Source organism: Streptomyces sp. NPDC008137, assembly GCF_042957035.1.
Classification (GTDB): Bacteria; Actinomycetota; Actinomycetes; order Streptomycetales; family Streptomycetaceae; genus Streptomyces.
In genome coordinates this window covers 93,935-120,392 of the sequence record NZ_JBIBHN010000018.1, presented here as the reverse complement: position 1 = coordinate 120,392, position 26,458 = coordinate 93,935, and the positions used below count along the sequence as shown (strand labels likewise).

General features: G+C 72.6%; 24 protein-coding genes and 1 riboswitch. Of the genes, 15 read left to right on the top strand and 9 right to left on the bottom strand.

Annotated features, from left to right (window positions below; translation table 11 throughout):
* The first annotated feature begins 88 nt into the window (after nt 1-88).
* Nucleotides 89-1,258 (top strand): acetyl-CoA C-acyltransferase, encoded by a 1,170-nt coding sequence (locus ACFZBT_RS25915; protein WP_391107741.1) that lies wholly within the window; start codon nt 89-91, stop codon nt 1,256-1,258.
* 39 nt (nt 1,259-1,297) lie between these two features.
* Here the strand turns inward: ACFZBT_RS25915 and ACFZBT_RS25910 are convergent, their stop codons facing one another.
* Nucleotides 1,298-2,089, bottom strand: coding sequence for a VTT domain-containing protein (locus ACFZBT_RS25910; RefSeq protein WP_391107738.1), 792 nt, complete (start codon nt 2,087-2,089; stop codon nt 1,298-1,300).
* A 333-nt stretch (nt 2,090-2,422) separates the two neighbouring features.
* Here ACFZBT_RS25910 and tuf point away from each other — a divergent pair, with 333 nt between their 5' ends.
* Nucleotides 2,423-3,592 carry an elongation factor Tu gene (tuf, locus tag ACFZBT_RS25905; protein WP_391107735.1) on the top strand — a complete coding sequence of 390 codons (1,170 nt, stop codon included), beginning with the start codon at nt 2,423-2,425 and terminating at the stop codon, nt 3,590-3,592.
* 85 nt (nt 3,593-3,677) lie between these two features.
* Nucleotides 3,678-4,523 carry a fused MFS/spermidine synthase gene (locus ACFZBT_RS25900; RefSeq protein WP_391107732.1) on the top strand — a complete coding sequence of 282 codons (846 nt, stop codon included), beginning with the start codon at nt 3,678-3,680 and terminating at the stop codon, nt 4,521-4,523.
* Here the strand turns inward: ACFZBT_RS25900 and ACFZBT_RS25895 are convergent.
* Nucleotides 4,485-5,807: an MFS transporter gene (locus tag ACFZBT_RS25895; protein ID WP_391107729.1), complete on the bottom strand. Its 1,323-nt coding sequence runs from the start codon at nt 5,805-5,807 to the stop codon at nt 4,485-4,487. The two genes, ACFZBT_RS25900 and ACFZBT_RS25895, sit on opposite strands and share 39 nt — an antisense overlap.
* A gap of 24 nt (nt 5,808-5,831) precedes the next feature.
* Nucleotides 5,832-6,839, bottom strand: a complete 1,008-nt coding sequence (locus ACFZBT_RS25890) for a hypothetical protein (protein WP_391107726.1) — start codon at nt 6,837-6,839, stop codon at nt 5,832-5,834.
* A 163-nt stretch (nt 6,840-7,002) separates the two neighbouring features.
* On the opposite strand from ACFZBT_RS25890, the gene ACFZBT_RS25885 reads away from it, so the two are divergent.
* The gene (locus ACFZBT_RS25885) at nt 7,003-7,455 is read left to right on the top strand and encodes a DUF4442 domain-containing protein (RefSeq protein ID WP_391107723.1); all 453 of its coding nucleotides are present in this window, start codon (nt 7,003-7,005) and stop codon (nt 7,453-7,455) included.
* A gap of 66 nt (nt 7,456-7,521) precedes the next feature.
* On the opposite strand, the gene galU is transcribed toward ACFZBT_RS25885, so the two are convergent.
* Entirely contained in the window at nt 7,522-8,487 is a 966-nt protein-coding gene (gene galU, locus ACFZBT_RS25880; protein WP_391107720.1) for a UTP--glucose-1-phosphate uridylyltransferase GalU, read from the bottom strand.
* A 476-nt stretch (nt 8,488-8,963) separates the two neighbouring features.
* Between galU and ACFZBT_RS25875 the strand changes: the two genes are divergently transcribed.
* From ACFZBT_RS25875 to ACFZBT_RS25860, 4 genes are all read left to right on the top strand, one after another.
* On the top strand, nt 8,964-10,712 hold the full coding sequence (locus tag ACFZBT_RS25875) for a ricin-type beta-trefoil lectin domain protein (protein WP_391107717.1): 1,749 nt from the start codon (nt 8,964-8,966) through the stop codon (nt 10,710-10,712).
* An 88-nt stretch (nt 10,713-10,800) separates the two neighbouring features.
* The gene (locus tag ACFZBT_RS25870) at nt 10,801-13,284 is read left to right on the top strand and encodes a glycoside hydrolase family 3 C-terminal domain-containing protein (protein WP_391107714.1); all 2,484 of its coding nucleotides are present in this window, start codon (nt 10,801-10,803) and stop codon (nt 13,282-13,284) included.
* Between the two features lie 112 nt (nt 13,285-13,396).
* Nucleotides 13,397-15,781: a phosphoketolase gene (locus ACFZBT_RS25865; RefSeq protein ID WP_391107711.1), complete on the top strand. Its 2,385-nt coding sequence runs from the start codon at nt 13,397-13,399 to the stop codon at nt 15,779-15,781.
* A gap of 71 nt (nt 15,782-15,852) precedes the next feature.
* Nucleotides 15,853-16,491, top strand: coding sequence for a VTT domain-containing protein (locus ACFZBT_RS25860; protein WP_391107708.1), 639 nt, complete (start codon nt 15,853-15,855; stop codon nt 16,489-16,491).
* A 53-nt stretch (nt 16,492-16,544) separates the two neighbouring features.
* On the opposite strand, the gene ACFZBT_RS25855 is transcribed toward ACFZBT_RS25860, so the two are convergent.
* Nucleotides 16,545-17,072 carry a DapH/DapD/GlmU-related protein gene (locus ACFZBT_RS25855; protein WP_391107888.1) on the bottom strand — a complete coding sequence of 176 codons (528 nt, stop codon included), beginning with the start codon at nt 17,070-17,072 and terminating at the stop codon, nt 16,545-16,547.
* Nucleotides 17,073-17,184: 112 nt separating this feature from the next.
* Here ACFZBT_RS25855 and ACFZBT_RS25850 point away from each other — a divergent pair, with 112 nt between their 5' ends.
* Nucleotides 17,185-17,982 (top strand): DapH/DapD/GlmU-related protein, encoded by a 798-nt coding sequence (locus ACFZBT_RS25850; RefSeq protein WP_391107705.1) that lies wholly within the window; start codon nt 17,185-17,187, stop codon nt 17,980-17,982.
* A gap of 2 nt (nt 17,983-17,984) precedes the next feature.
* Here ACFZBT_RS25850 and ACFZBT_RS25845 read toward each other — a convergent pair whose 3' ends face one another.
* The gene (locus ACFZBT_RS25845; protein ID WP_391107702.1) at nt 17,985-18,842 is read right to left on the bottom strand and encodes an EamA family transporter; all 858 of its coding nucleotides are present in this window, start codon (nt 18,840-18,842) and stop codon (nt 17,985-17,987) included.
* A 97-nt stretch (nt 18,843-18,939) separates the two neighbouring features.
* Between ACFZBT_RS25845 and ACFZBT_RS25840 the strand changes: the two genes are divergently transcribed.
* Together ACFZBT_RS25840 and ACFZBT_RS25835 are read left to right on the top strand one after the other, a co-directional pair.
* Nucleotides 18,940-19,512, top strand: a complete 573-nt coding sequence (locus ACFZBT_RS25840; RefSeq protein ID WP_391107699.1) for a cupin domain-containing protein — start codon at nt 18,940-18,942, stop codon at nt 19,510-19,512.
* Between the two features lie 42 nt (nt 19,513-19,554).
* Nucleotides 19,555-20,112: a YbaK/EbsC family protein gene (locus ACFZBT_RS25835; RefSeq protein ID WP_391107696.1), complete on the top strand. Its 558-nt coding sequence runs from the start codon at nt 19,555-19,557 to the stop codon at nt 20,110-20,112.
* Between the two features lies 1 nt (nt 20,113).
* Here the strand turns inward: ACFZBT_RS25835 and ACFZBT_RS25830 are convergent, their stop codons facing one another.
* Entirely contained in the window at nt 20,114-21,148 is a 1,035-nt protein-coding gene (locus ACFZBT_RS25830; protein ID WP_391107693.1) for a cation diffusion facilitator family transporter, read from the bottom strand.
* A gap of 62 nt (nt 21,149-21,210) precedes the next feature.
* On the opposite strand from ACFZBT_RS25830, the gene ACFZBT_RS25825 reads away from it, so the two are divergent.
* Entirely contained in the window at nt 21,211-21,570 is a 360-nt protein-coding gene (locus tag ACFZBT_RS25825; RefSeq protein ID WP_391107691.1) for a metalloregulator ArsR/SmtB family transcription factor, read from the top strand.
* 1 nt (nt 21,571) lies between these two features.
* On the opposite strand, the gene ACFZBT_RS25820 is transcribed toward ACFZBT_RS25825, so the two are convergent.
* Together ACFZBT_RS25820 and ACFZBT_RS25815 are read right to left on the bottom strand one after the other, a co-directional pair.
* Nucleotides 21,572-22,795, bottom strand: a complete 1,224-nt coding sequence (locus tag ACFZBT_RS25820) for a 4-hydroxybenzoate 3-monooxygenase (RefSeq protein ID WP_391107688.1) — start codon at nt 22,793-22,795, stop codon at nt 21,572-21,574.
* A gap of 36 nt (nt 22,796-22,831) precedes the next feature.
* Nucleotides 22,832-23,239, bottom strand: a complete 408-nt coding sequence (locus ACFZBT_RS25815; protein WP_382487129.1) for a CoA-binding protein — start codon at nt 23,237-23,239, stop codon at nt 22,832-22,834.
* 81 nt (nt 23,240-23,320) lie between these two features.
* A riboswitch (cobalamin riboswitch) is annotated at nt 23,321-23,511 on the top strand.
* 126 nt (nt 23,512-23,637) lie between these two features.
* Here ACFZBT_RS25815 and ACFZBT_RS25810 point away from each other — a divergent pair.
* Genes ACFZBT_RS25810 through ACFZBT_RS25800 form a run of 3 tightly spaced genes read left to right on the top strand, consistent with a single transcriptional unit; the run spans nt 23,638 to nt 26,419 of the window.
* Nucleotides 23,638-24,597: an ABC transporter substrate-binding protein gene (locus ACFZBT_RS25810; RefSeq protein WP_391107885.1), complete on the top strand. Its 960-nt coding sequence runs from the start codon at nt 23,638-23,640 to the stop codon at nt 24,595-24,597.
* A gap of 44 nt (nt 24,598-24,641) precedes the next feature.
* Nucleotides 24,642-25,607 carry an iron chelate uptake ABC transporter family permease subunit gene (locus tag ACFZBT_RS25805; RefSeq protein WP_391107883.1) on the top strand — a complete coding sequence of 322 codons (966 nt, stop codon included), beginning with the start codon at nt 24,642-24,644 and terminating at the stop codon, nt 25,605-25,607.
* Entirely contained in the window at nt 25,604-26,419 is an 816-nt protein-coding gene (locus ACFZBT_RS25800) for an ATP-binding cassette domain-containing protein (protein ID WP_391107685.1), read from the top strand. The genes ACFZBT_RS25805 and ACFZBT_RS25800 overlap by 4 nt, the downstream gene beginning before the upstream one ends.
* The last annotated feature ends 39 nt before the right edge of the window (nt 26,420-26,458 follow it).

The window sequence follows — 26,458 nt, the reverse complement described above, 5'->3', positions numbered from 1 at the left end:
ATTTTCCAACCCATCGGGCTACGGTGAGTTCGGAGTTCCTACTCACTGGTAGCCCGGGTAGTCCGGGGTAGTCATGGAGGCCCGCACCATGCGTGACGCAGTCATCGTCGAAGCCGTACGCACGCCGATGGGCAAGGGCAAGGAGAACGGCGCCCTCGCGCACGTCCACCCCGTGGAACTGCTCGCCCACACCCTGCGCGCCCTCGTCGAGCGCTCCGGCGTCGACCCGGCGCTGATCGACGACGTCATCGGCGGCACCGTCGACCAGGTCGGCGAGCAGGCCATGAACACCACCCGCTACGCCGTCCTCTCGGCGGGCTTCCCGGAGTCGGTGCCCGCGACCACCGTGGACCGCCAGTGCGGCTCCTCGCAGCAGGCCGTGCACTTCGCGGCGCAGGGCGTGCTCTCGGGCGCGTACGACCTCGTCGTGGCCTGCGGGGTCGAGTCGATGAGCCGGGTGCCGATGTGGTCCAACGTGCCCGCGGGCAAAGATCCCTTCGGCCCCGGTGTCGCCGAGCGCTACCCCGAGGGGCTCGTCCCGCAGGGCGTCAGCGCCGAGCTGATCGCCGCCAAGTGGTCGGTCGGCCGCGAGCGGATGGACGCCTTCGCGGTCTCCTCCCACCGGAAGGCCGCCGCGGCGTGGGAGGACGGGCTCTTCGACGCCGAGACCGCGCCGCTGGAGGGCGTCACCCGCGACGAGTGCGTACGGCCCGGCAGCACCACCGAGATACTCGCCGGGCTCAAGCCCGCCTACTACGACCCCGGTTTCGCCGAACGCTTCCCGCAGATCGAGTGGAACGTCACGGCGGGCAACGCCAGCCCGGTCAACGACGGCGCCTCGGCGGTGCTCATCACGTCGAGCGAGACGGCCGCCCGGCTCGGACTGCGCCCGCTCGCCCGGCTGCACAGCTTCGCCGTCACCGGCTCCGACCCGCTGCTGATGCTGACCGGCGTCGTACCGGCGACCGAGAAGGTGCTGCGCAGGGCGTCGCTGACCCTGGACGACATCGACCTGTTCGAGGTCAACGAGGCGTTCTCCAGTGTCGTACTGGCCTGGCAGCAGGAGACCGGCGCCGACCTCGCCCGGGTCAACGTGCACGGCGGCGCCATCGCGCTCGGTCATCCCCTCGGTGCGAGCGGGACCCGGCTGACGACGACGCTGGTGCACGCGATGCGGGAACGGGGCGCCCGGTACGGACTCCAGACGATGTGCGAGGCGGGCGGGCTCGCCAACGCCATGGTGCTGGAACGGGTGTGACCTGACCAGGGTCGCGCCCCGGTCAGGTGTAACGATTCGTCAGAGGCGGCGCAGCTGGTGCCGCTTGCGCCACGCCACCACCACGCCCACCAGCGCGGGCACGGCGATGCACGCCAGGGCGATCAGGAAGGCGGGGGACGTCGGCGTGGAGGCGCGGGCCCCGGCGACGACGTAGGCGGCGGTGTTCGGGATCGAGCCGAGGCCCGTCGCCAGCAGGAACGGCAGCAGGCCCATACGGGAGAAGGAGGCGCAGTAGTTCGCGGCCCAGAACGGCACGCCGGGGAACAGCCGCACCGCCAGCATCGAGCGGAAGCCGTGCCGGCTGAGCTGGCCGTCCGCGGCCTTCAGCCAGCGCCCGCGCAGCAACGGCCGCAGGGCGTCCTGGCCCAGCGCCCGGCCCAGGCAGAAGGCGATGCCGGCACCGAGCACCGTGCCCGCCAGAGCCGTGCCGGTGCCCAGCTGGGAACCGAACAGCGCGCCCGCCGCGAGGTTCAGCAGCGGCCTCGGCACGAACGCCACGGTGCACACGCCGTACGCCAACGCGAACACGACCGCCGCCGCGGCTCCGCCGAGCTGCGGCGGCCAGCCCTCCGTGAGCAGCCGCTGCGGCTCGAACAGCAGCACCGCGCTCGCGCCCCCGGCGAGCAGGGCGACGAGCAGGGACAGCCGCGACCACGGGGAGAGCAGCACTCTCGTGCAGCGAGCGGCGAAACGGGTCGGTGCGACGGGCGAGGCGGTCGTTGCCGGGGAAGCGGCGACGGCGAGCTCCGCGGTGCTGGCCCGGGGAGAGGCCGTGGCGGTGCCCCCAGAGCGGGTGGTGGCATCGAGCATCCGGCGACACTAACCGACAAATGTGTGTGATCGCCGTATGGTTCGTCTCACCGGCGTCACAGGCAGTTGAACGTTCGCTTGCGTGCAGCCCCCGAAAACCATTCGACGTGCGGTAAAGCGTCGGCAAGGATCGACGTCATGTTCCGGCAGGCCTTCACCCTCGCGGCATCCGTGGTCACGGATGCCCCGAAGGCTGCCGTCGTAGCTCTCACCGCCGTTGCAGACGGCGCCCGAAGCTGACCCTCTCCGGTTCGTCCGGTCGGACCCCGCAAGGGGAGGGTCGGGCAGGTCCTCGGGGTCCCACTTCATGACTAGACGCTTCGAGGTACAGCCATGTCCAAGACGGCCTACGTCCGTACGAAACCGCATCTCAACATCGGCACGATGGGTCATGTCGACCACGGCAAGACCACCCTGACCGCCGCCATCACCAAGGTCCTCGCCGAGCGCGGCAACGGCGCGTTCGTGCCGTTCGACCGGATCGACCGGGCGCCCGAGGAGGCGGCGCGCGGCATCACCATCAACATCGCGCACGTGGAGTACGAGACCGACACACGGCACTACGCGCACGTGGACATGCCGGGCCATGCCGACTACGTCAAGAACATGGTCACCGGCGCCGCGCAGCTGGACGGGGCGATCCTCGTCGTCTCCGCGCTCGACGGGATCATGCCGCAGACCGTCGAACACGTGCTGCTCGCCCGGCAGGTGGGCGTCGACCACATCGTCGTCGCCCTCAACAAAGCCGACGCCGGTGACGAGGAGCTGACCGACCTGGTCGAGCTGGAGGTACGCGACCTGCTCACCGCGCACGGCTACGGCGGTGACTCCGTACCCGTCGTACGGGTCTCGGGCCTGAAGGCGCTGCAGGGCGACCCGCGCTGGACGGCGTCCGTCGAGGCGCTGCTCGACGCGGTCGACACGTATGTGCCGATGCCGGAGCGGTATCTGGACGCGCCGTTCCTGCTGTCCGTGGAGAACGTGCTGACCATCACCGGGCGGGGGACCGTCGTGACCGGCGCGGTGGAGCGCGGCACGGTGCGGGTCGGGGACCGGGTCGAGGTGCTCGGGGCCTTGGTCGAGACGGTGGTCACGGGTCTTGAGACCTTCGGCAGGCCGATGGAGGAGGCGCAGGCCGGGGACAGCGTGGCGTTGCTGCTGCGGGGGGTGGCGCGGGACGTCGTCCGGCGGGGGCATGTGGTGGCCGCGCCGGGGAGTGTGGTGCCCAGTCGCCGGTTCACCGCGCAGGTGTATGTGCTGTCCGCGCGGGAGGGCGGGCGTACGACCGCGGTAGCCAGCGGGTATCGGCCGCAGTTCTATATCCGCACGGCGGATGTCGTGGGGGACGTCGACCTCGGTGAGGTCGCCGTCGCGCGGCCCGGTGACACGGTTGTCATGACCGTGGAGTTGGGGCGGGAGGTGCCGTTGGAGGCGGGGCTCGGGTTTGCCATTCGTGAGGGTGGCAGGACTGTGGGGGCCGGGACCGTGACCGTGGTGGGCTGAGGTGGTGGGGGACTGCGGACCGTTGTGGCTGGTCGCGCAGTTCCCCGCGCCCCTGAGGGCCGTTGCCCGACGGCACAATGGAGGGGTGAAGGAAGCCATTCCCGTCGCCCGGTCCGTCGATCACGGGTTCGCCAAGCTGATGCCCGACGTCGATCGGGCGCGGGCCTGGTTGCTGACCGTCGACGGGGCGCCTCAGTCGTATGTCGATCTGGACGATCCGACGCATCTGGAGTTCGAGTACACGCGGCGGCTCGGGCATGTGCTGGATGTCGTGGCGGAGCCGGGGCGGGTGCTGGACGTGGTGCACCTCGGTGGTGGGGCGCTCACACTGCCCCGGTATGTGGCCGCCACCCGGCCGGGATCACGGCAGGACGTCGTCGAGGCGGACAGGGGGCTGCTGGAGCTGGTGGCCGAGCATCTGCCGTTGCCGGAGGGCGCCCGGGTCGCGTCGCACCCGGCGGACGCGCGGGACTGGCTGGAGAAGGCCGCGGTGGACTCGGCCGATGTGATCGTCGCCGATGTGTTCGGTGGTTCGCGGGTGCCGGCGCACCTCACGTCCGTTCCCTATGTCCGCGAGGCGGCGCGGGTGCTGCGGGACGGCGGGGTCTATCTCGCCAATCTCCCCGACGCGGCGCCGTTCGCCTTTCTGCGGTCCCAGCTCGCCACCCTGGCGACGGCGTTCGGGGAACTCGTGCTGATCGCCGAGCCGGGGATGCTGCGGGGGCGTCGGTTCGGGAACGCGGTGCTCGTGGCGGGACACCACGAGATCGACCTGACCGCTCTGGCGCGACGCACGGCCGCCGACGCCTTCCCGGCCCGGGTCGGACACGGCGCTTCTCTGCGGCAGTTCATCGGGGACGCGATGGCGGTGCGGGACGAGGACGCCGTGCCGTCACCCGAGCCCCCCGACGGGGCGTTCGGTATCGGCTGAGGCGCGCTCGACGCCGCCCTGGGCCACCTCGGTGGTCCGGCGCCGGAGGTTGCGTACATCCGGTACGCACAGCGCGCCCGCCGTGACCAGGACGACCAGACCCGCGCAGCCCCACAGTGCCGCCGTACGGCCGAACGCCTCCTCCGCCGGGCCCGCCCCGGCCGTGGCGAGCGGCGACAGCGCGACGGAGCCCAACCAGTCGTAGGCCGAGACGCGGGAGAGCTTGTCCTCGGGGATCTCCTGGTGCAGGGCCGTCATCCAGGAGACGCCGAACACCTCGACCGTCGCCCCCGCGACGAACATCACCACGAACAGGACCCCGATGGGGACCGGGACGGCGAGAGCGGCCGCCGGCAGGGCCAGGGGGAACACGCACAGGGTGCCCGCGAGGAGCAGGCGGCGGGGTTTCCAGCGGGTCATCAGCAGGGCGCCGGCGACCGTACCCGCCCCGAACGCGGCCAGGGCGAGGCCCCAGGGGCCCGCGCCGCCGAGGTGGTCGCGGGCGACGAGCGGGCCGTACACCGCTTCGGCGGCGGCGACCACGGCGTTGGCGATCGAGAACTGGAGGACGATCGCCCACAGCCACGGCCGGCCGGCGAACTCCCGCCAGCCCTCCCGCAGATCGGCGAGCATCCCGTCGCCCGGTGCCCGCGGCGCGATGTGGCCGACGTCGAGGAAGGCGCGGAGCGCCCCGGCAAGGGCAAAGGCCGCGGCGTCAGCCGCGAGCACCCAGCCGGGCCCGATCGCGGCGACCATGGCCCCGCCGAGCGCGGCACCGCCCAGGGCCGCGCCCTGCATCGCCATCCGGAACACCGCGAACGCGCGGCCCGCCTGCTCACCCTCGACCGAGGACATCAGCATGCCCTCGGCGGCCGGGCCGAAGAAGGCCTGGCCGGTCCCGCCCAGGGCGGCGAGCAGCATCATCTGCCACAGCAGGGGCTCCCCGGCCAGCACGAGGGCGGCGAAGGCGGCCTGGGAAAGGCAGTTCAGGGCGTTGGCCGCGACCATCACATGGTGCCGCGGCAGCCGGTCCGCGACGGCGCCGCCGATCAGCAGGAACAGCACCAGCGGAAGCGTCCGGGCCGCCGCTACCAGGCCGACGTCACCGCTGTCACCCCCCGTTGCGAGAACGGCGAACGCCGCCGCGACCAGGGCGCCGTGGCTGCCCAGATTGGTGACGACCGCGGCGGCGGTCAGCAGGGAGTAGTTGCGGCCCGCCCAGGCGGGGCGACGCTTGGTGGTCGGCACCCCGTGACTATCGCGGGGGCCCGGCCGCCCTGCCAAACGAATTGTCGCGGCCCCGGCCGGTCACGCCCCCTGGGGCCCGTCCTTGGTGAGCCGCACGGTGCCGAGGATCTTCTGGACGATCGCCTCGGACAGCTCGCCCTTGACGCCCTTGGCGCCGTACAGGTTCCAGGTGACGAAGTCGCCCGCGCTGTTCTTGAAGGCGAAGGTGATCGCCTTGCCGTCGCTGTCGCACTTGCCGTTCTGGGGGGTGTTCTCCGAGTGCGCCGTGGCGACGCTGCCCTTGATGCCCGACTTGGTGGTGTACGGCTTGGGCTTGGTGATCTTCACGCTCTTCTTGTCCGGCTGGGTGTAGCCGCCGAAGATCCACCACGGCACGCGGGTCTCGGCCGCCTCGTCCGTGGTCTTCGCGCCGTCCTCACCGCGGGTGCCGACGGTGGCCAGGGCGGTGTCGTCCTCGCGGCCGTCCTTGTCGTCGTCGCTCGTGCACCACTTGGACTTCAGATAGGCGGGGGCGGTGACGGTGGTGCGGTCCATCTCACCGTCCTTCTTCTCCCACTCGAAGCCCACGCTCGTACCGGGAGTCTCGATCTCCCAGTCGGCGGGGACGTCGAACTGGGTGCCGAAGCGCGTGTTGACGACGACCTTCCAGCCGGGGATGGTCGCCTTCTCCTCCGCGCCGCCGCGCGGGTTGTCCTCGGAAGCGGAGGCGCTCGGTTCCGTGGAGGCTTCCTTGGAAGCGGCCTTGGCCGGCTTCTTGTCCTTCCCGTCAGCCGTGTCGTCCTTGTCGCCGCCCAGCACCAGGAAGCCGGTGACGCCGGCCGCCACGACCACGGCCGTGGCCGCGATGATCGCGACCAGCTTCGTCCGGTTGCCGCCGCCACCGCCCTGCGGCGGCTGGGGCGCGCCGGCCGGCGCCGGGGCGCCCCACTGCGGCTGCTGCCCGTAGGCCGGCTGTTGCTGATAGCCCGGCTGCTGGTACGGATTCGGCTGCTGGTACCCCGGCTGCTGGTACGGGTTGTTCGCTTGCGGGTTCTGCTCGCCCCCGGGCGGCTGCTGTCCTGGCCACATGGGCAGTCACCCTAGCCGCGCTCCGGACACGATTCGGTCACCGCCTGTGGACGGAGCCGTAGCAACGCGGGGACGATGCGCCGCGAACCGGGGTGCAGCGGACTGGTGCGGCGGTCGTCACACGCCCTTTTCAGCCGTCTCTACTCGTGAGTAACATGCGGGCATGAGCGCAGACCAGATGTCCATCGGCGAGATGCTCGCCGCCACGGTGCCCATGGCCCGGACCCTGAACCTCGAGTTCCTCGAGACCACGCCGGAGCGGGCGGTGGTCTCCCTGCCGGACCAGGGCGACTACCACAACCACGTGGGCGGGCCGCACGCGGGCGCGATGTTCACGCTCGGCGAGTCCGCGAGCGGGGCGATCGTGCTGGCCGCGTTCGGGGACCAGCTCTCGCGTGCTGTGCCGCTCGCCGTCAGCGCCGACATCGCCTACAAGAAGCTGGCGATGGGCGCGGTCACGGCGACCGCGACCCTCGGCCGCCCGGCCTCCGAGGTCGTCGCCGAACTGGACGCGGGCGGGCGCCCCGAGTTTCCCGTGACCATCGCCATCCAGCGCGCCGATGGTGCCGTGACCGGTGAGATGACGGTCGTCTGGACGCTGCGCCCCAACAGCTGAGCACGATGTCGCGCGGCTGAGGCCCCGGCCGAGGGGTGAACCCCGGGCCGGGGCCTTCGCGTTGCCTCAGGCCGCGATGTGCCGCCGCGCGGGGGATGCCGGGAGCGCGCCGTCCAGCTCCGCGACGAACCCCTTGAGCCATGCCGTGAACTCCGGCCCCAGGTCGGGCCGGTCGCAGGCCAGCCGGACCACCGTGCGCAGGTAGTCCGCCTTGTCCCCGGTGTCGTAGCGCAGGCCCTTGAAGACGACTCCGTGCACCGTGCCGCCCGCGGCCAGCTCCTGGAGGGCGTCGGTCAGCTGGATCTCCCCGCCCCGGCCCGGCGGAGTGCGCTCCAGGACGCCGAAGACGGCCGGGTCGAGGACATAGCGCCCGATGACCGCGTAGCGGCTCGGCGCGTCCTGCCGGGCCGGCTTCTCGACGAGGCCCGTGACGCGGACGACGTCCTCCTCGCCGGTCGGTTCGACGGCGGCGCAGCCGTAGAGGTGGATGTGCTCCGGCGGGACCTCCAGCAAGGCCACCACGCTGCCGAGACGGCGGTCGCGTACGTCGAGCATCCGGCTGAGCAGCGTCTCGCGCGGGTCGATCAGGTCGTCGCCGAGGAGGACCGCGAAGGGCTGGTCGCCGACATGGCGGCGGGCGCACAGTACGGCGTGACCGAGGCCGAGCGGGTCGCCCTGCCGGATGTGGTGGATGCTCGCCAGCTGAGCGGGGTCGCGCACCGCGTCCAGCCGTACGGTGTCGCCCTTGGCGGCGAGGGCCTGCTCCAGTTCGAAGGCGTGGTCGAAGTGGTCCTCGATGGCCCGCTTGTGCCGGCCGGTGACCATCAGGACGTCGTCGAGTCCCGCCGCTGCCGCCTCCTCGACGACGTACTGAATGGCCGGCTTGTCGACGACCGGCAGCATCTCCTTGGGTGTCGCCTTCGTGGCGGGCAGGAAGCGGGTACCGAGGCCGGCGGCCGGGACGACCGCCTTGCGGACGGTGCGGGTGGTTCGGGCGGGGGTGACCGGGGCGGAAGCGTGGGGGTCGATCATGCGGCCCATGCTGACCCGCGGAGATGAGAGCGGGCCGAGAGCCACATGGGAGTCCGCTGTGGAGTTGGAGATTTCGTGGACCAACCGCCTTTGTGTGCACACAACTTGGGGCCTGGGACGATGCGAATTTCGAATGCCGGTGCGGATACCGCCGGTAACATATCCGAATTGCCGGCGTTTTGAACTCGGGCCATCCGAACGCCTTGTTACCTGTGAGTCGCATGTGCGAAAGTGAGCCGCCTCACACCCAAGTCCGCAGCTCACGCGGCTAGGTATGCACCAATCACGCACCTGCTTTCCGACGGACGCGCAATTCGCATGCCGTCCTGCGGCTGGAAGGAAATGGTTCAGTGCAATCCCCGTACCCCCCACGCCCGCCGTACGCGCCGCGACCCGGATCGGGGCCCGCGGAGTCCGACCGTGATCTTCTCGCCCGGGTCGGCGAACCAGGTGAAGGCCCGCGCGCCGTCGCACTGTTGCTCTCGCGGCACTGGCGGTCCGTCTACGAGTACGCCGTGATCTGTCTGGCGTCCTCGGCGGATTCGGCGTCCATGGCGGCCGCGGCCGCTTTCCGCCGGGAACTCGCCGGGCCGGGCGTCGGTGCGCTGCGCCCGCGCCTGCTCGCGGCCGTGCGGGACACGGTCGGGGAGTGGGCCGCCGACGACGGCATTTCCGTCGTGCTGCCCGAACTCCGCAAACCAGTCGGTGCCCGGGGGCTGCGCGCCGCCCGGTCCACGACAGCCGAAAGGCGGCGGCTCGCGGAACGCGCGTTCAGGGCCCTTCCCGCGGCTTCCCAATGCCTGCTCTGGCACACGGAGGTCGAGGCCGAGCCCATATCCGTACCGGCCGGTCTGCTGGGGGTGGACCCCCGTACGGCGTCGGCCGCTCTGGAGCAGGCGCGCGAGCAATTCCGGGCGGGCTGCGTACGGGCGCACCGGGAACTCGCGCCGACGCGGGAATGCCGGTACTACAACCGCTTGCTGGACGTTCCGATGCGCCGCGGCGGGGCGCTGCTGCCGGATGTGCAACGGCATCTCATGGTCTGCCGCTACTGCCGTCACGCCGCCGAGCAACTCAGCCATTTCGAGGGCGGTCTGGAGGATCTGCTCGTCGAGACCGTGCTCGGCTGGGGCGCCCGCCGCTACCTCGCATCGCGGCCGGGCCGCGACGGAGGCCCGCACGCCCTTCCGGCGCACCCGGCCGGTGGCCGCCACCGCCTGCGGGCCCACGCCCTGCCGGCGGGCGGCCGGGCCGGGGCTCCGAGGAAGCATACGAAGGCGCTGGCCGCCGCGGTCGGGCTGACCTCCCTCGTGCTGCTCGCGACCCTGCTCGCGGCCCGGGGCTGGTCGGAGGAGGGCGGTACCCCCGGACCCGAGGTCACGTGGGGAGCGGTCAGCGGCCATTCGGTGGACCCGGGCGGCACGGGGACGTCGTCCCGGGAGTCGTCTTCAGCCGACGGCGTGCCGTCGGCCGCGTCCGCGGGCAACCCCGCCGAAGTGGCCCGTGGGCGGTTGCGCAACCTCGACGCCGGACTGTGCCTCGACGTCCGGGGCGGCCGGGTCCGGGCCGACGCCCGTATCGCGCTGACCGCCTGCTCCGACGGGTCTCCGCAGTGGTCGTACCAGGACGACGGCCTGCTGCGCAGCGCCGCCGACCCGACGCTCTGTCTCGTCTCCGGCACCGCGGGGAAGCCGGTCGGCCTGACCGGGTGTCTCGTACCCGCCGGGGTCGTGCGCTACGACCTGACCGTGCGCGGTGAACTCCTGCCGCGCGGCGGCAGGGGACTGGCCGTCGCCCCCGGAAAGGACCGGCACGTGATCGTCGCCGGGCGCGACGGAACCCGGGCGCAACGCTGGGCGCTGGAACCGGCGGTGGCCCGCGAGGAGGCGGGGGAGTCCCGGAAGAAGCGGGCCCAGGACTCCAGGGCCGTACCCCGGGATAACGCCCAGGAGGAGAAGCGGCCCTACGCCGATGCGCCCTCGGCACGCCCGCCCGAGTCCCCACGGGCCGACTCCGGGCAGCAGCCCCCGCCGGACCGCTACGAGCCACGGCTCGCCCAGGTGGACTGCTGCGACGAACCCGAGCCGGGCGCGGTCCCGGAGGACACGGCCGCCCCCGACGTGCCGGCACGGGCGACCGCCGGCGTGGCGAGGACCGCGCTGACGCTGCACGCCGTGACGCTTCCGTACGGCCTGGCGCACCGGCCCGCTCACCCGGCCGGGTGACCCCGGCCCCGATGCGGGAGGAGAGGTTCACCCGACCTGACCGGGTGTCCGGCGAAGGGCGAAGGCGGAACGGGCGCATAGTGCGTTCATGACCGACTCCGTCTCCCGGTTCACCCGGCGGTCCGCCCTTCGTCTGCTCGGTGGAGCGGTTGCCGTGGTCGCCGCGGCCACCGGCGGGTTCGCCCCGGCGTCCCGTGCTCACGCGCGGGACGGACGCGGCCCGGGCGCCCGGGTCGAGGCGTTGCTCGCCCGGCTCACCCTCGACGAGAAGATCTCCCTGCTGCACGGCGCCACCGACCCGCGCCCCCTCGGCCAGGCGGGCTACGTCCCCGGAGTGGCACGGCTCGGCATCCCGCCGCTGCGTCTCGCCGACGGCCCGGCGGGTGTCCGCGTCACGCGGCACGCCACCGCCCTGCCCGCCCCCGTCCTGCTGGCCTCCGCCTTCGACCCCGACCTGGCCAGGCGCTACGGCCAGGTCATCGGACGCGAGGGCCGCGCGCTCGGCCAGGACGTGCTGCTGTCCCCCATGGTCAATCTCATCCGCACCCCGTACGCAGGCCGCAACTTCGAGACCTTCAGCGAGGACCCGCTGCTCTCCGCCCACCTGGTCGCCGCCGAGATCGAGGGCATCCAGGGCGAGGGACTCATCGCGACCGTCAAGCACTTCGCGCTCAACAACCAGGAGCGCGACCGTACCTCCGTCGATGTGCGCGTCGACGAACGGACCCTGCACGAGACCGAGCTGCGCGGCTTCGAAGCGGCCGTCGCGGCCGGTACCGGCGCGGTGATGGGCGCGTACAACAAGGTCAACGGCACCTTCGCCTGCGAGAACGCGGAACTGCTCACTCGCGTCCTGCGCGAGCGCTGGGGCTTCACCGGCTGGGTGATGACCGACTGGTCCGCCGCGCACAGCACGCGCGAGGCCCTCATGGCGGGCCTCGACATGGAGATGCCCGACGGCACCCACTTCGGTACCCCCCTCGCCTCGGCCGTGCGCGACGGCGGCGTGCCCGAACGGTACGTCGACCGGGCCGTACGCCGCGTCCTGACCGTCCTGGACCGCTTCGGGCTGCTCGGCGGCACCGTCCCGCAACGCCCGGACCGCGACGCGAAGGCCGGAGCGGCCGTCGCGCGCGAGGTCGCCGAGGCGGGCGCCACCCTGCTGCGCAACGCGCACGGCACCCTGCCCCTCGCCGAGGGCGGGAGCGTGGCGGTGATCGGGCCGACCGGCGCCCGGCCCCTGGTCAGCGGCGGCGGCAGCGCCCACGTCGTGCCCGAGCGCGCCGACAGTCCCCTCGACGTCATCCGGTCGCGCGCCGCACGGGTGACCTACGCACTCGGCGAGGACGCCTTCGGCAAGCCCCTCCCGGCGAGCGCGCTCGACCCCGCCTTCGACACCGAGGCGCAGCGCGTCGACGCCGGCCGGACCTGGACGTACGACGGCACCCTCACGGTGCCCGACGCCGAAGCCGGCGACGACTGGACGTTCGTCCTCCACTACTCCGGCACGCCCCCGCTCCGCCCGAAGGTCCTCCTCGACGGCGAGGAACTCTTCCCCCTGGTGCCCGGCTGGGACGAGTACTTCATGGGCGGCCTGCTCACCCACGCGGCCGACGGCCTGTCCGTGCGCCGCAAGACCTGGAAGCCGGCCGGGGGACCGCACCGGCTGTCGGTCACCGCACAGGGCGGAGACACCGGCCAGCTGTTGCGGCTGCGCCGCATCACCTCCGCGACCCGCGCCCAGGACGTCGCGGAGGCCGTGCGGGCCGCCCGCTCCGCCCGGGACGTCGTCCTGTTCGCCTACGAGGACGCCATCGAGGGCCGGGACCGTACGACCATCGCCCTCCCCGGCAACCAGGATCGGCTCATCGAGGCCGTGACGGCGGCCAACCCGCGCACCACCGTCGTCCTCAACACCTCGTCCGCCACCTCGATGCCGTGGCTGCAGCGCACCGGGGCCGTGCTGCAGATGTACTACCCGGGCCAGGAGGGCGCCGCCGCCACCGCCGCCGTCCTGTTCGGTGACCGCGATCCCGGCGGCCGCCTCACCCAGAGCTTCCCCGCCGACGACGACCACCACCCCGTCGCCGGGGACCCCCGCCGCTACCCCGGGGTGGACGGCACCGAGCAGTACACGGAGGGCGTCCACGTCGGCCACCGCTGGTACGACGCCGAGGACGTGCCGCCGCTGTTCCCCTTCGGCCACGGACTGTCGTACACGACCTTCGCCTACGCGGACCCGGAAGCGCGCTGGACGGCCGACGGCCTCGACATCGCCTTCACCGTCCGCAACACCGGCCCGCGCGACGGCGTGGCCGTACCGCAGGTGTACGCGGGACCCGCCCCGGACCTCCGGCTCGACCAGCCGGTCCGCGTACTGGCCGGGTACCGCAGGCTCTCCCTGCGGGCGGGGGAACAGCGGCGCGTGACCGTACACGTCGAGCCGCGCACCCTGTCCTCCTGGGACCCGAAGGTCCACGGCTGGGTGCTCGGTACCGGCCCGCGCACCCTGTGGATCGGGGCGTCGTCACGGGACGCGCGGCTGCGGACGAGCGTACGGGTGGGCGGCTGAAACACCACGGGTCGCGAGCGGCCCCCGCGGCATGGCCGACGGGCGCCTGGCATCGAACCGGAACAGACTGGTACTCCTCCTGAGGCCGTCGCAGAAACCCAGGGAGTCACTCATGCCCGAGGCCCCGCGCCAGGACAGCAGGACCGCACCGACCGACGAGGAACTGCGCAGGCTGGAAGCCCACTGGCGGGCCGCGAACTACCTGGCGGCCGGTCAGATCTATCTGCTGGCGAACCCCCTGCTGACCGAGCCGCTGCGGCCCGAGCACATCAAGCCCCGCCTGCTGGGGCACTGGGGCACCTCACCCGGGCTCAACCTCGTGTACACGCACCTCAACCGGGTCATCAAGGCACGCGACCTGGATGCCCTGTGCGTCTGGGGGCCCGGACACGGCGGCCCGTCGGTCCTCGCCAACTCCTGGCTGGAAGGCAGCTACGGCGAGAAGTACCCGGACGCGACGCGGGACGCGCCGGGCATGGAGCTGCTGATGCGGCAGTTCTCGTTCCCCGGCGGCGTGCCCAGCCACGTCGCCCCGGAGGTCCCCGGCTCGATCCACGAGGGCGGCGAACTCGGCTACTCCCTCGCCCACGCCTACGGCGCCGCCCTCGACAACCCGGGGCTGCTGGTCGCCTGCGTGATCGGCGACGGCGAGGCGGAGACCGGCCCGCTCGCCGGCTCCTGGCACGCCGACAAGTTCCTGGACCCCGTCCACGACGGTGCCGTCCTGCCGATCCTCCACCTCAACGGCTACAAGATCGCCAACCCGACCGTGCTGTCCCGCCTCCCGCAGACGGAACTCGACGCGCTCCTGCGCGGCTACGGCCACGAGCCGCTCCACGTCGCCGGCGACGATCCGGCCGCCGTCCACCGCGCGATGGCCGAGGCGATGGACACCGCGCTCGACCGGATCGCCGACGCCCAGCGCGCCGCCCGCGAGGAGGGCGCCACCGAGCGCCCCCGGTGGCCGGTGATCGTGCTGCGCACCCCGAAGGGCTGGACAGGACCGGCCGAGGTCGACGGCGAGCCGGTCGAAGGGACCTGGCGCTCCCACCAGGTGCCGCTGGCCGGCGTTCGCGACAACCCGGATCACCTGCGGCAGCTGGAGGCCTGGCTGCGCTCGTACCGGCCCGAGGAACTGTTCGACGCCGAGGGCCGCCCGGTCGCGGACGTCCTCGACTGCGTCCCCGAGGGCACCAGGCGGCTCGGCGCCACCCCGCATGCCAACGGCGGACTGCTGCTCCGCGACCTGCCGGTCCCGTCCCTGGACGACTTCGCCGTCCCGGTCGACAAACCGGGCACCACGACGCACGAGCCCACCCGGGTCCTGGGCGACCTCCTCGCGCAGGTGATGCGGGACACCGCCGACCGCCGGGACTTCCGCCTGGTCGGCCCGGACGAGACCGCCTCCAACCGGCTCCAGGCCGTCTTCGAGGCCAGCGGCAAGACCTGGCAGGCCGGGACACTGCCCGTCGACGAGCACCTGGACCCGCACGGCCGGGTGATGGAGATCCTCTCCGAACACCTCTGCCAGGGCTGGCTGGAGGGCTATCTGCTCACCGGCCGGCACGGACTGTTCTCCTGCTACGAGGCGTTCGTGCACATCGTCGACTCGATGGTCAACCAGCACATCAAGTGGCTGCGCACCTCCCGCCGACTGCCGTGGCGGGCCCCCATCGCCTCCCTCAACTACCTGCTGACCTCGCACGTGTGGCGCCAGGACCACAACGGCTTCTCCCACCAGGATCCCGGCTTCGTCGACCACGTCCTCAACAAGAGCCCCGAGGTCGTCCGGGTCTACCTCCCGCCGGACGCCAACACCCTGCTGTCCGTCGCGGACCACGCCCTGCGCAGCCGCGACTACGTCAACGTGATCGTGGCCGGCAAGCAGCCCTGCTTCGACTGGCTGTCGATGGACGAGGCCCGGGTGCACTGCGCCCGCGGCGCCGGCATCTGGGAGTGGGCGGGAACGGAGGACGGCTCCGAGCCCGACGTCGTCCTCGCCTGCGCCGGTGACGTCCCCACCCAGGAGGTACTGGCCGCCGCGCACCTGCTCCGCCGGCACCTGCCCGACCTGGCGGTCCGCGTCGTCAACGTCGTGGACCTGGCCCGGCTGCTGCCGCAGGGGGAGCATCCGCACGGCATGAGCGACTTCGAGTACGACGGCCTGTTCACCACCGACAAGCCGGTGATCTTCGCGTACCACGGCTACCCGTGGCTGATCCACCGCCTCGCCTACCGCCGCGCCGGGCACCCGAACCTGCACGTGCGCGGCTACAAGGAGTCCGGCACCACGACCACGCCGTTCGACATGGTCGTCCGCAACGACCTCGACCGCTACCGCCTGGTGATGGACGTCATCGACCGCGTCCCGGGCCTCGCGGTGCGCGCCACGGCCGTACGCCAGCGGATGGCCGACGCCCGCACCCGCCACCACGTCTGGATCCGCGAGCACGGCACCGACCTGCCCGAAGTCGCCGAATGGACGTGGAACGCCTGAGCCGCGGAGCACGTCCTGCAACCCGGTAGGCTTCCCGTGCCCGCAGGGAAGCTCAGGGAAAGGAACCCGCGTTGCACGTCCAGGAGTGGCTCGAAACCGTACCCGCCGTCGCCGTCTACGCACTGGTGGGTGTGGTCATCGGCCTGGAAAGCCTGGGCATCCCGCTGCCGGGCGAGATCATCCTGGTCTCCTCCGCGCTGCTCGCCTCCCAGCACGGCGACATCGACCCCGTCGTCCTCGGCGCCTGCGCCACGGCCGGCGCGATCATCGGCGACTCCATCGGTTATGCCATCGGCCGCAAGGGCGGCCGGCCCCTGCTGGCCTGGCTGGGCAACAAGTTCCCCAGGCACTTCAGCGAGGGCCACATCGCCACCGCCGAGCGCTCCTTCGAGAAGTGGGGCATGTGGGCGGTCTTCTTCGGCCGCTTCGTCGCCCTCCTCCGCATCTTCGCGGGCCCCCTCGCCGGCGTGCTCCGCATGCCCTACTGGAAGTTCCTCGTCGCCAACGTCCTCGGCGGCATCGTCTGGGCCGGCGGCACGACAGCGGTCATCTACTACGTCGGCATCGTCGCCGAGTCCTGGTTGAAGCGGTTCTCGTGGCTGGGCCTGGTGGCGGCGGTGCTGGTCGGCGTCACGTCCATGCTGGTGCTCAAGCGCAAGGCGAAGAAGGCGGGCGAGAACCGGGAAGCGGCGCAGCCGCAGGTTCTTTAGGGGCGCGGGGAACTGCGCGATCAGCCCCCACCGCGCCGCACCCGCCGGTCGACCTACGCGTGCACATCCCGATGCGCCTTCGCCAACTCGGCGTACATCGTGCCGTTGAGGGTCACCCCCTGCTTCTCCTCTTCCGTCAACGGTCGCTTGACCTTGGCCGGCACCCCGGCGACGAGGGAGCCGGGCGGCACGACCATCCCCTGCGGCACCAGCGCCTGTGCGGCGACCAGGGACCCGGCCCCGATCACGGCCCCGTTCAGCACGGTCGCCCCCATGCCGATCAGACAGTCGTCCTCGACGGTCGCCCCGTGCACCACCGCGTTGTGCCCGATGGACACCCGCTCACCCACCGCCACGGGAAACCCCGGGTCGGCATGGAGCGTGCAGTTGTCCTGGACGTTGCTGTCGGCCCCGACGGAGATCGACTCGACGTCGCCCCGCAGCACGGCCCCGTACCAGACACTCGCCCCCGCACCCAGCGTCACGCCCCCGATCACCGAAGCCGTCGGCGCCACGAACGCCTCGGGATCGACCTGCGGCTCCCTGCCACCGATCCCCGTGATCATCGCCCGCTGACCCATGTCCGCCTCCATCACCACCGTCGACAACCCGCACACCGTACGACAACCGGTGGGGCGAAGATCACAGGCCTCCGACGCCGCGCGTGGAGCTACCGCTGAGTACCGTGACCCCGTGCCGAAGCGCAAGAACACGTTCTCATCCTGGCGGCGGGGCCTAGCGCAGCGCGCCGTCCACGCGGGCTGGGCCTGGGCGCAGCGCACGGGCTCCGTCACGGCCGAGCACCCCGGGCGCCACCGCTTCGGAGCCATCGGAACAGGTACCAGACTCGCCTTCCCGCTCGGCACCCTCTTCGGCGAACCCTGGATCCACCTCGGCTCCCACTGCATCATCGGCGAGCAGGTCACCCTCACGGCGGGCCTGATGCCCGACCTCGACCTCGGCCCCGACCCGATCCTGCGCGTCGGCGACGGCGTCGTCCTGGGCCGCGGCAGCCATGTCATCGCGGACACGACGGTCACCATCGGCAGCGACTGCTACTTCGGCCCGTACGTCTACGTCACGTCCACGAACCACTCCTACGACGATCCGCACGAGCCCATCGGGAGGCAGTGGCCGCGGATGGAGCCGGTGGAGATCGGGCCCGGCTGCTGGATCGGCACCGGCGCGGTGATCCTGCCGGGCGCCCGGATCGGGCGGAACGTGGTGGTGGCCGCGGGCGCGGTCGTCCGGGGCGCGGTGCCCGACCACGCCGTGGTGGCGGGCGCGCCGGCCCGCGTCGTACGCCGCTGGACCCCCGCCGACGGCTGGCAGCCGCCGCTGCGCACCCCGCCGCCCGTGCCGATACCGGAGGGCGTCACGCCCGAGCAGTTGCGCGCGCTGTCGGGCCTGGACGAGGAGACGGCGGCCCGGCTGGCCGAGCTGGACGAGGGGACGGCGGCCGACCTCGCGGAGCCGACGCCGGGGTCCTGACCTCAGCCCGAGGCCAGGAGGACCGTACCCACCAGGGCCAGTCCCGCTCCGGCGGCCTGCACCGCCCGCAGACGTTCCCGGAGCAGCCCACGCGCGGCCACCGCCGTCACCACCGGGTAGAGCGAGGCCAGTACGGCGGCGACGGTGACCGGGCCGTGCTGTGCGGCGATCGAGTAGGTGCCGTTGGCGGCGACGTCCGCGAGGCCGACGAAGGCGAGCGCGGGCAGGGAGCGCCAGGGGAAGCCGCCCGCGGGGAGGGCCGGCGAGCCGCGCCGCACCGACACCAGCAGCGCGAGCCCGCCGGCGGTCACGTTCGTCACCCGCTGCACGAACAGCGCGAGGAAGAGCCCGGTGAGCGTGGTCGACGCCTCCGCGATCAGGGCCATCACCGCGCCGAATCCGAACGCCGCGAGGAGGGTCAGGGCGATGGCCTGGCGCTGCACGGGCGCGCCCCGGAACTGGGGACCGCCGGCGAGACAGACACCGGCGACGGCGACCAGGATGCCGACGAACTGGAGCAGACCGGGCCGCTCGCCCAGCACCAGGCCCACGCCGACCGGCACGGCCACGCCGATCGAACCCAGCGGTGAGACCACGCCCATCGGGCCCAGCGCGAGCGCCTTGTAGAAGGCGAGCATCGCCACCGGCCCGACGAGCCCGGCCGCCACGGCGAACCACAGCTGCGGCCCCGCCTCACTCCAGCCGCCGGTCGCCACCACCACCGCGCCGAGCACGACCACCGCGATCGACTGCGAGACCACGACCACCGTCAGCGCGGGCGTGCGCCGGGTCAGTAGTCCGCCGCCGAAGTCGGCCAGTCCCCACAGCAGGCTGGTGGCCAGGGCGAAGAGCGCTGTCATGGTCCGGAAGCCTCGCAGTACAGTTCAGTGAACGATCAGGTCAACCACACGATAGTGCAATCGACTGCACTTCGGAATACAAAATATTGGACGGAATGTGTCGGACCTCGAGCTGCTGACCCAGTCCCTGGCGCGCAGCGTCAAGCACTGGCGCGCGGTACGCGGCTTCACCCTGGACGTGCTCGCCGCCCGGGCGGGCGTCAGTCGCGGCATGCTCATCCAGATCGAGCAGGCCCGCACCAACCCCAGCCTCGGCACCGTCGTCAAGATCGGCGACGCGCTCGGCGTCAGCATCACCACCCTGCTCGACTACGAGAAGGGCCCGAACGTCCACATCGTCCCCGCCGACCAGACCGTACGGCTGTGGCACACCGAGGCCGGCAGCTACAACCGGCTGCTCGCGGGCACCGAGGCGCCCGGCCCGCTGGAGATGTGGGACTGGCGGCTCATGCCCGGCGAGAGCAGCCCCTCGGACCCGCACCCCGCCGGCACGACCGAACTGCTCCACGTCACGGCGGGGGAGCTGACGCTCACCGTCGACGGCGTCGAGCACCGCGTGCCCGCCGGTGCGAGCGTCCACTTCGAGGCCAACGTCCCGCACACGTACGGCAACACCGGGGACGCGCCCATGGAGATGGTCATGGCCGTCTCGGTGCCGCCCGTGTCCTGAGACGCCCGGCCGGTGGCGGTCCGCGGTTGTTAGCGTGCGGTCATGCGCGCACCCATCGGACGCTTCGACGACGCCCGTCCCGCCCCCGCCTGCCTCGACGAACTCACCGGCCCGGTCGCCGACGCCGTATGTCACTGGCCGGGCAGTGTCCCCGCCGACCAGATCCTCTACGTCGACACCGACCCGGAGTGGGCCGACACCGCCGTCTTCGTGGAGCACTACGGCCGGGACCTGCTGGAGCGGTCCGCGAACTGCGTGGTGGTGGCGGGCAAGCGCGCCGGCGAGACCACGTTCGCCGCGTGCGTCGTACTGTCCACCACCAGGGTCGACGTGAACGGCGTCGTACGCCGTCAACTGGGCGCCCGCAAGGCCTCGTTCGCCAGCATGGACACGGCGACCGGCGAGACCGGCATGGAGTACGGCGGCATCACCCCGCTCGGACTGCCGGACGGCTGGCCCGTGCTGGTGGACGCGGCCGTCGTCGACCTGCCGTATGTGCTGGTCGGCAGCGGCCGGCGGCGCGGCAAGCTGCTGGTCCCGGGCAAGGCGTTCGCGGAACTGCCGGGGGCCGTGGTGCTGGAGGGGCTCGGAGTCTCCTGAGCTACGCCGCCGTGTGGTGGGCCAGGGGCAGATGCGGGTCCGCCTCGCCCGGGACCGGTGCCGGGTCGGCGTGGACCAGGGCGGCGGTGAGGCGGGGCACGGCGTGCAGCAGCGCGTGCTCGGCGTCGACGGCGATGCGGTGGGCCTCGCGCACCGTCACGGCGCCGTCCACCACCACCGCGACCTCGGCGCGCAGCCGGTGCCCGATCCAGCGCAGCCGCAGTTCGCCCACCGCCCGCACCCCGGGGACCTCGGTCAGGGCGGCCTCGGCCCGGTCCACCAGGGCCGGGTCGACCGCGTCCATCACCCGCCGGAACACCTCCCGCGCCGCGTCCCGCAGCACCAGCGCGATCGCCGCCGTGATCGCCAGCCCCACGATCGGGTCGGCCAGCTGCCACCCCAGGGCCGAGCCGCCGGCGCCCAGCAGCACGGCCAGGGAGGTGAAGCCGTCGGTGCGGGCGTGCAGTCCGTCGGCGACCAGCGCGGCCGAGCCGATCGCGCGGCCCACACGGATGCGGTAGCGGGCCACCCACTCGTTGCCCGCGAACCCGACGAGGGCCGCCACGGCGACCGCCGGGACGTGCTGGACCGGGCGCGGATCGAGGAGGCGGTCGATCGCGGTCCACCCCGCGAAGGCCGCGGACGCGGCGATCGTCAGCACGATCACGAGCCCCGCCAGGTCCTCGGCCCGCCCGTAGCCGTAGGTGAAGCGGCGGGTGGCCGCCCGCCGGCCCAGCACGAAGGCGATCCCGAGCGGTACGGCGGTCAGCGCGTCCGCGGTGTTGTGCACCGTGTCCCCGAGCAGCGCCACCGAGCCGGAGACGGCTACCACGAGCGCCTGGGCCAGGGCCGTCACACCGAGCACCGCGAGCGAGACCCAGAGCGCCCGCATCCCGCGGGCCGAGGACTCCAGGGCGGAGTCGACCTTGTCGGTCGTCTCGTGGGAGTGGGGAGTGAGGAGGTGGGACAGCCGGTGGCGCAGGCCGTGCTGGTGCTGGTGCTGGTGAGGGTGGGAGTGCTCGTGCCGGTCGCTCACGTGGGTCCCCTTCCGGTGCGCGGGAGTGGACGTGCACACGCCCACAGGGCCATTATGTGCGTATGAGCGCACGCATGCACCTGTCACCTGCGCACGATGCGCACCCGCGCAGCCCCGGCGAGGAACAGTTCGCGCTCGCCGCCGAACTCCTCGCCCTCCTGGGGGACCGGACCCGGCTCGCCCTGCTGCACGCACTGACGAGGTCGGAAGCCGACGTCACGACTCTCACGGAGGAATGCGGGGCGGCCCGGCCCGCCGTCAGCCAGCACCTGGCGCGGTTGCGCCTCGCGGGCCTGGTGAACACACGTAAAGACGGGCGCCGGGTGATCTACTCACTCAGCGACGGCCATCTGCGCCGACTGGTGGACGAGGCGCTGAACGTGGCCGACCACCGGCTCAGCGACCGTCCCCCGCACGAATGAGTCAGTACCGCGCCGCCGTCCCCAGGTATTGCTCGGCGAAGGCCGCGGCCGCCACGGGCGAGGTGAACAGGCGGCGCAGCCGGGCGAGCGCGGTGCCCGCGCGGAAGGGGTCGCCCGCCGCCGTTCCGTGGTACACCTCGGAAAGCCACTGCGAGAACTCCTGGTAGTCCCACACGCGCCGCAGGCAGGACTGCCCGTAACCGGCCAGACCGCTCTCGTCGCCCGTGGTCAGGCGGGCCACCAGGGCGTCGCCGAGCAGGAAGGCGTCGTGCAGGGCGAGGTTCATGCCCTTGGCCGCGATGGGGGCGACCAGATGCGCCGCGTCGCCCGCGAGGTGGAGCCGGCCGTGCACCATCGGCTCGACCACGTAGTCGTGCATGTCCAGCACGCGCTTCTCGATCAGCCGCCCCTCCGTCAGCGGCGGCACACCGGCCGCCCCGAGCCGCTGCCGCAGCTCCGCCCAGACCCGCTCGTGCGGCCAGTTCTCCGGGTCGTCGCCCGGCGGGCACTGGAGGTAGTAGCGGGTCACCTCCGGGCTGCGGGGCATCTGGCCCGCGAAGCCGTTCTCGTGACAGCCGAACAGGACGCAGTCGGCGGACGGCGGGGCCTCGGCGAGCAGCGCCAGCCAGCCGATGCCGTAGTCGTGCCGCGCGATCCGGACCCGCTCGGGCGGCAGTGAGGCCCGCGTCACCCCGCGCGCCCCGTCGCAGCCGGCCACGAAGTCGCAGTCCACGACGTGCCGTTCACCCGTCTCCGGGCACGTGTACGACACGGAGGGCCGGTCGGTGTCGAGGTCGTGCAGCTCCACGTCCCGGACCCCGAAGCGGATCTCCCCGCCGCGCACGTCGGCGTACTCGCGCACCAGGTCCGTCACCAGCAACGGCTGCGGGTAGACGAAGTGGTGACTGCCCGTCATATCGCCGTAGTGGAACCGGTACCGCTCCCCCTCGAAGCGGAACTCGCACGCGGTGTGCAGCTCCGCGCGGTCCAGCAGGTTCCGGGCGAGGCCCCGCTTCTCCAGGCCGCGTACGGCCCACTCCTCGATGACCCCGGCCCGGGGCCGCTGTTCGATGAACTCCCGGGTCTCGGTCTCCAGCACCAGGCAGTCCACGGAGGCGGCCCGCAGGATGTTGCCGACGGTCAGCCCGGCGGGACCGGCGCCCACGACGACGACCGGGAAACGTCCGGGGGAGCCTGTGTCCGCGGGCGGCAAGGCGTGGGTCATGCGCTCATTATGGAGGGGGCGCGACGGGCGTGACCCTCACCCGACCCGCGGGATCTCGATCGCCGGGCAGCGGTCCATCACCATCTCCAGGCCGGCGGCCCGGGTGCGGTCGTACGCCGCCGCGTCGACGACGCCGAGCTGGAACCACACCGCCCCCGCGCCCTTGGCGACCGCCTCGTCCGCGACCGCTCCGGCGAGGTCGCTGTTCACGAACACGTCCACCACGTCCACGTCGAAGGGGATGTCCGCCAGACTCGCGTACCCCTGCTCGCCGTGCACGGTCTCCGCCTTGGGGTGCACGGGCACGACACGCTTGCCGTACCGCTGGAGCACGGCGGCGACGCCGTACGCCGCGCGCTGCCGGTTCGACGACAGGCCCACCACGGCCCAGGTGTCGCCGAGCTCGGTGAGGATCCTGCGGACCGTTGCGTCGTCGCCGTACACCGGCGGCCTCCTCGGGAGTCGCGGAAGAGCTGCTGTCCGGGCAACGACGCGGGGCGCGCGGTGATTCCCCGATGCCCGCCGTGATAGCTTGCCGAGGCCAGTCGAACCCATGTACGTGGGTCAGGGAATCCGGTGCGAATCCGGAACTGACGCGCAGCGGTGAGGGGGACGGGCGGGGTCTCGGCCACTGAACGGCACGCATGGCGTTCGGGAAGGCGCCCCGCACCGGGTGAACCCGAGTCCGAAGACCTGCTGGCGGCCCCCGCGGCCGGCCGGCGGTGGGGGAGCACCGTACGACCGGGCTCCGCGATCGGGCCCTCGACGTCTGAGGACTGGTTTCCTTGCCCCTCGCCCGACCCGCCCGTGCCGCCGTCCTGCTCGCGGCCTGCTCCCTGCTCATGACCGGCTGCGGGGACTCGAAGCCCACCACCACGAAGGCCGCCGTCACGCTCGACAACTGCGGCCGGAAGGTTCGAGTCGACAAGGCGCCCAAGCACGCCGTCTCCCTCAACCAGGGCACCACCGAGATCCTGCTCTCCCTCCGTCTCGCCGACCGGATAGCGGGCACGGCCACCTGGACCGACCCCGTGATGAAGGGGCTGGAGAGGGCCAACGCCAAGGTGCCGCGCATCGCCGAGAACAACCCCTCCTTCGAACGGGTCCTGGACTCCGAGCCCGACTTCGTCGCCGCGTCCTTCGTCTCCACCCTCGGCAAGGGCGGCGTCGCCACCCGCGAGCAGTTCGAGAAGCTCGGCGTGCCCACGTATGTCTCCCCGTCCGACTGCGCCGGCAAGGACAACTCGGGCGGCGGCGACGGCAAGCGCGACAAGCCGCTGGACATCGACGCCGTCTACGGCGAGGTGCGGGACCTCGCGACCGTGTTCGGAGTGAAGGACCGCGGCGACAAGCTCGTGGCCTCCCTCCAGCAGCGGATGAAGAAGGCCACGCGGGGCGTCGACGCCTCCGACGTCTCCCTGATGTACTGGTTCGCCAACTCCGAATCGCCCTACCTGGCCGGCTGCTGCGGAGCGCCCGGCATCTTGACCCGCGCCCTCGGTGCCAAGAACGTCTTCGACGACACGCACGAGGAGTGGCCGCAGGTCAACTGGGAGACGGTCGCCGACCGCAACCCCGACGTCCTCGTCATCGGCGATCTGACCCGCGACTCGGAGACCGCCGAGTCGGCGAAGCGCAAGATCGCCTTCCTGGAGTCCAATCCGGCCACCAAGAACATGGACGCAGTCAAGAACAAGCGGTACGTGCTGCTCAGCGGGCAGGCCATGAACCCGACCATCCGCACGGTCGAGGGTGTGGAGAAGGTCGCGGCCGGACTGCGTGAGTTCGGGCTCGTGAAGTGACCGTGCGCGGACCGGCGCTCGGTGTCGCGGGCGCCCTGCTGCTGATGGTCTCCGTGGCCCTGGCGATCACCATCGGACCGGCCGACATCCGGGTCGGGGACGTCTGGTCCGTCGTCGCCTCCCACCTCGGGATGGGCAGCTCCGACCTGACGCCGATCCGGGACGGCATCGTCTGGCAGCTGCGGCTGCCGCGCACCCTGCTCGCGGCCGTGTGCGGGGCCGGCCTCGCCGTGTGCGGGGCCGTGATGCAGTCGCTGCTGCGCAACCCCCTCGCCGACCCGTTCGTGCTCGGGGTGTCCTCGGGCGCCTCCACCGGCGCGGTCGTCATCGTCGTGCTGGGCGTGGGCGGCGGTGTCGTCTCGGTGTCCGCCGGCGCGTTCCTCGGCGCACTGGTCTCCTTCGCGCTGGTCCTGCTGCTCAGCCACACCCTCGGCGACACCACCGACCGGGTCGTCCTCGCGGGCGTCGCCGCCATGCAGCTCTTCTCCGCCCTCACCTCCTTCGTGGTGCTGACCGCCGCCGACGCCGAGACGACCCGGGGCGTGCTGTTCTGGCTCCTGGGCTCGCTCGGCGGGGCCGGCTGGACCGACGTGTGGCTGTGCTTCGCCGTCCTGGCCGTGGCGCTGGTGGTGTGCCTGTCGTACGCCCGTACGCTCGACGCCTTCGCCTTCGGGCAGGACGCGGCGGCCGCGCTCGGGGTGTCGGTGGCCCGCACCCGCCTGGTGCTGCTGTGCGTCACCGCCCTGCTCACGGCCGCCCTGGTCAGCTCGGCCGGGGCGATCGGCTTCGTCGGGCTGGTCCTGCCGCACGCCGCCCGGGCCCTGGCCGGACCCGGGCACGCCCGGCTGCTGCCGGTCACCGCCCTCGCCGGCGCGGTGTTCCTGGTCTGGGTCGACACCCTGGCCCGGACGGTCCTGGATCCGCAGGAGGTGCCCGTGGGGGTCGTGACATCGCTGATCGGGGTGCCGGCGTTCGTGGCGGTGCTCTACCGGACGCGGAGGGTGCGGTGACCGGGACACACGTCAGCGAGACGGAAACGCCGGTGCGGGCTGCCGGGCTCCGGGCGGACCGGGTCAGCCGCCGTACCGACGGGCGCCTCATCCTCGACGGCGTCGTCCTCGCGCCCGAACCCGGCTCCACCGTCGGAGTCCTCGGCCCCAACGGCTCCGGCAAGTCCACACTGCTGCGGCTGCTCGCCGGGCTGCTCACACCCACCGCCGGAATCGTCACCCTCGACGGCACCCCGCTGGGCGATCTGCCCCGCCGTACCGTCGCCCGCCGCCTCGCCACGGTCGAGCAACAGGCCGACACCCAGGTCGAGCTGACGGTGCTGGACGTCGTACGGCTGGGCCGGATCCCGCACCGCCGGGCCTGGACACCCGCCTCGGCGGACGACGAGCGGGCGATCCACGCCGCCCTGGAGCGCACCGGCCTCGCCGCCCGGGCCTGCCAGCCCTGGCACACCCTCTCGGGCGGCGAACGCCAGCGGGTGCAGATCGCCCGCGCGCTCGCGCAGGAACCCCGGGAGCTCCTCCTGGACGAGCCCACCAACCACCTCGACATCCACCACCAGCTGGACCTGCTCGCCCTGGTGACCGGCCTGCCGGTCACCACCGTCGTCGCGCTGCACGACCTCAACCTCGCGGCGATGTACTGCGACCGGGTCGTCGTCCTGCGCGGGGGGACGGTCGTCGCGGGCGGCGCCCCGGGGGACGTCCTGACCGAAGAGCTCATCGCGGAGGTGTACGGGGTGCGGGCCGCCGTCAGCCGTGAAGGGCCCGAACAGCGGCCTCACGTGCGGTTCCTGGGCACGCTGGCCTGAGGCCGTTCGGCCCGCGTGGCGGGCACGCCATTGGTGGGG

Excerpts from the sequence above, each read along its gene's own strand:
- ACFZBT_RS25915 (WP_391107741.1), top strand. The coding sequence starts at position 89 with ATGCGTGACGCAGTCATCGTCGAAGCCGTACGCACGCCGATGGGCAAG.
- ACFZBT_RS25910 (WP_391107738.1), bottom strand. The coding sequence starts at position 2,089 with ATGCTCGATGCCACCACCCGCTCTGGGGGCACCGCCACGGCCTCTCCC.
- tuf (WP_391107735.1), top strand. The coding sequence starts at position 2,423 with ATGTCCAAGACGGCCTACGTCCGTACGAAACCGCATCTCAACATCGGC.
- ACFZBT_RS25890 (WP_391107726.1), bottom strand. The coding sequence starts at position 6,839 with ATGTGGCCAGGACAGCAGCCGCCCGGGGGCGAGCAGAACCCGCAAGCG.
- ACFZBT_RS25885 (WP_391107723.1), top strand. The coding sequence starts at position 7,003 with ATGAGCGCAGACCAGATGTCCATCGGCGAGATGCTCGCCGCCACGGTG.
- galU (WP_391107720.1), bottom strand. The coding sequence starts at position 8,487 with ATGATCGACCCCCACGCTTCCGCCCCGGTCACCCCCGCCCGAACCACC.
- ACFZBT_RS25870 (WP_391107714.1), top strand. The coding sequence starts at position 10,801 with ATGACCGACTCCGTCTCCCGGTTCACCCGGCGGTCCGCCCTTCGTCTG.
- ACFZBT_RS25865 (WP_391107711.1), top strand. The coding sequence starts at position 13,397 with ATGCCCGAGGCCCCGCGCCAGGACAGCAGGACCGCACCGACCGACGAG.
- ACFZBT_RS25855 (WP_391107888.1), bottom strand. The coding sequence starts at position 17,072 with ATGGGTCAGCGGGCGATGATCACGGGGATCGGTGGCAGGGAGCCGCAG.
- ACFZBT_RS25845 (WP_391107702.1), bottom strand. The coding sequence starts at position 18,842 with ATGACAGCGCTCTTCGCCCTGGCCACCAGCCTGCTGTGGGGACTGGCC.
- ACFZBT_RS25835 (WP_391107696.1), top strand. The coding sequence starts at position 19,555 with ATGCGCGCACCCATCGGACGCTTCGACGACGCCCGTCCCGCCCCCGCC.
- ACFZBT_RS25825 (WP_391107691.1), top strand. The coding sequence starts at position 21,211 with ATGAGCGCACGCATGCACCTGTCACCTGCGCACGATGCGCACCCGCGC.
- ACFZBT_RS25820 (WP_391107688.1), bottom strand. The coding sequence starts at position 22,795 with ATGACCCACGCCTTGCCGCCCGCGGACACAGGCTCCCCCGGACGTTTC.
- ACFZBT_RS25810 (WP_391107885.1), top strand. The coding sequence starts at position 23,638 with ATGACCGGCTGCGGGGACTCGAAGCCCACCACCACGAAGGCCGCCGTC.
- ACFZBT_RS25805 (WP_391107883.1), top strand. The coding sequence starts at position 24,642 with ATGGTCTCCGTGGCCCTGGCGATCACCATCGGACCGGCCGACATCCGG.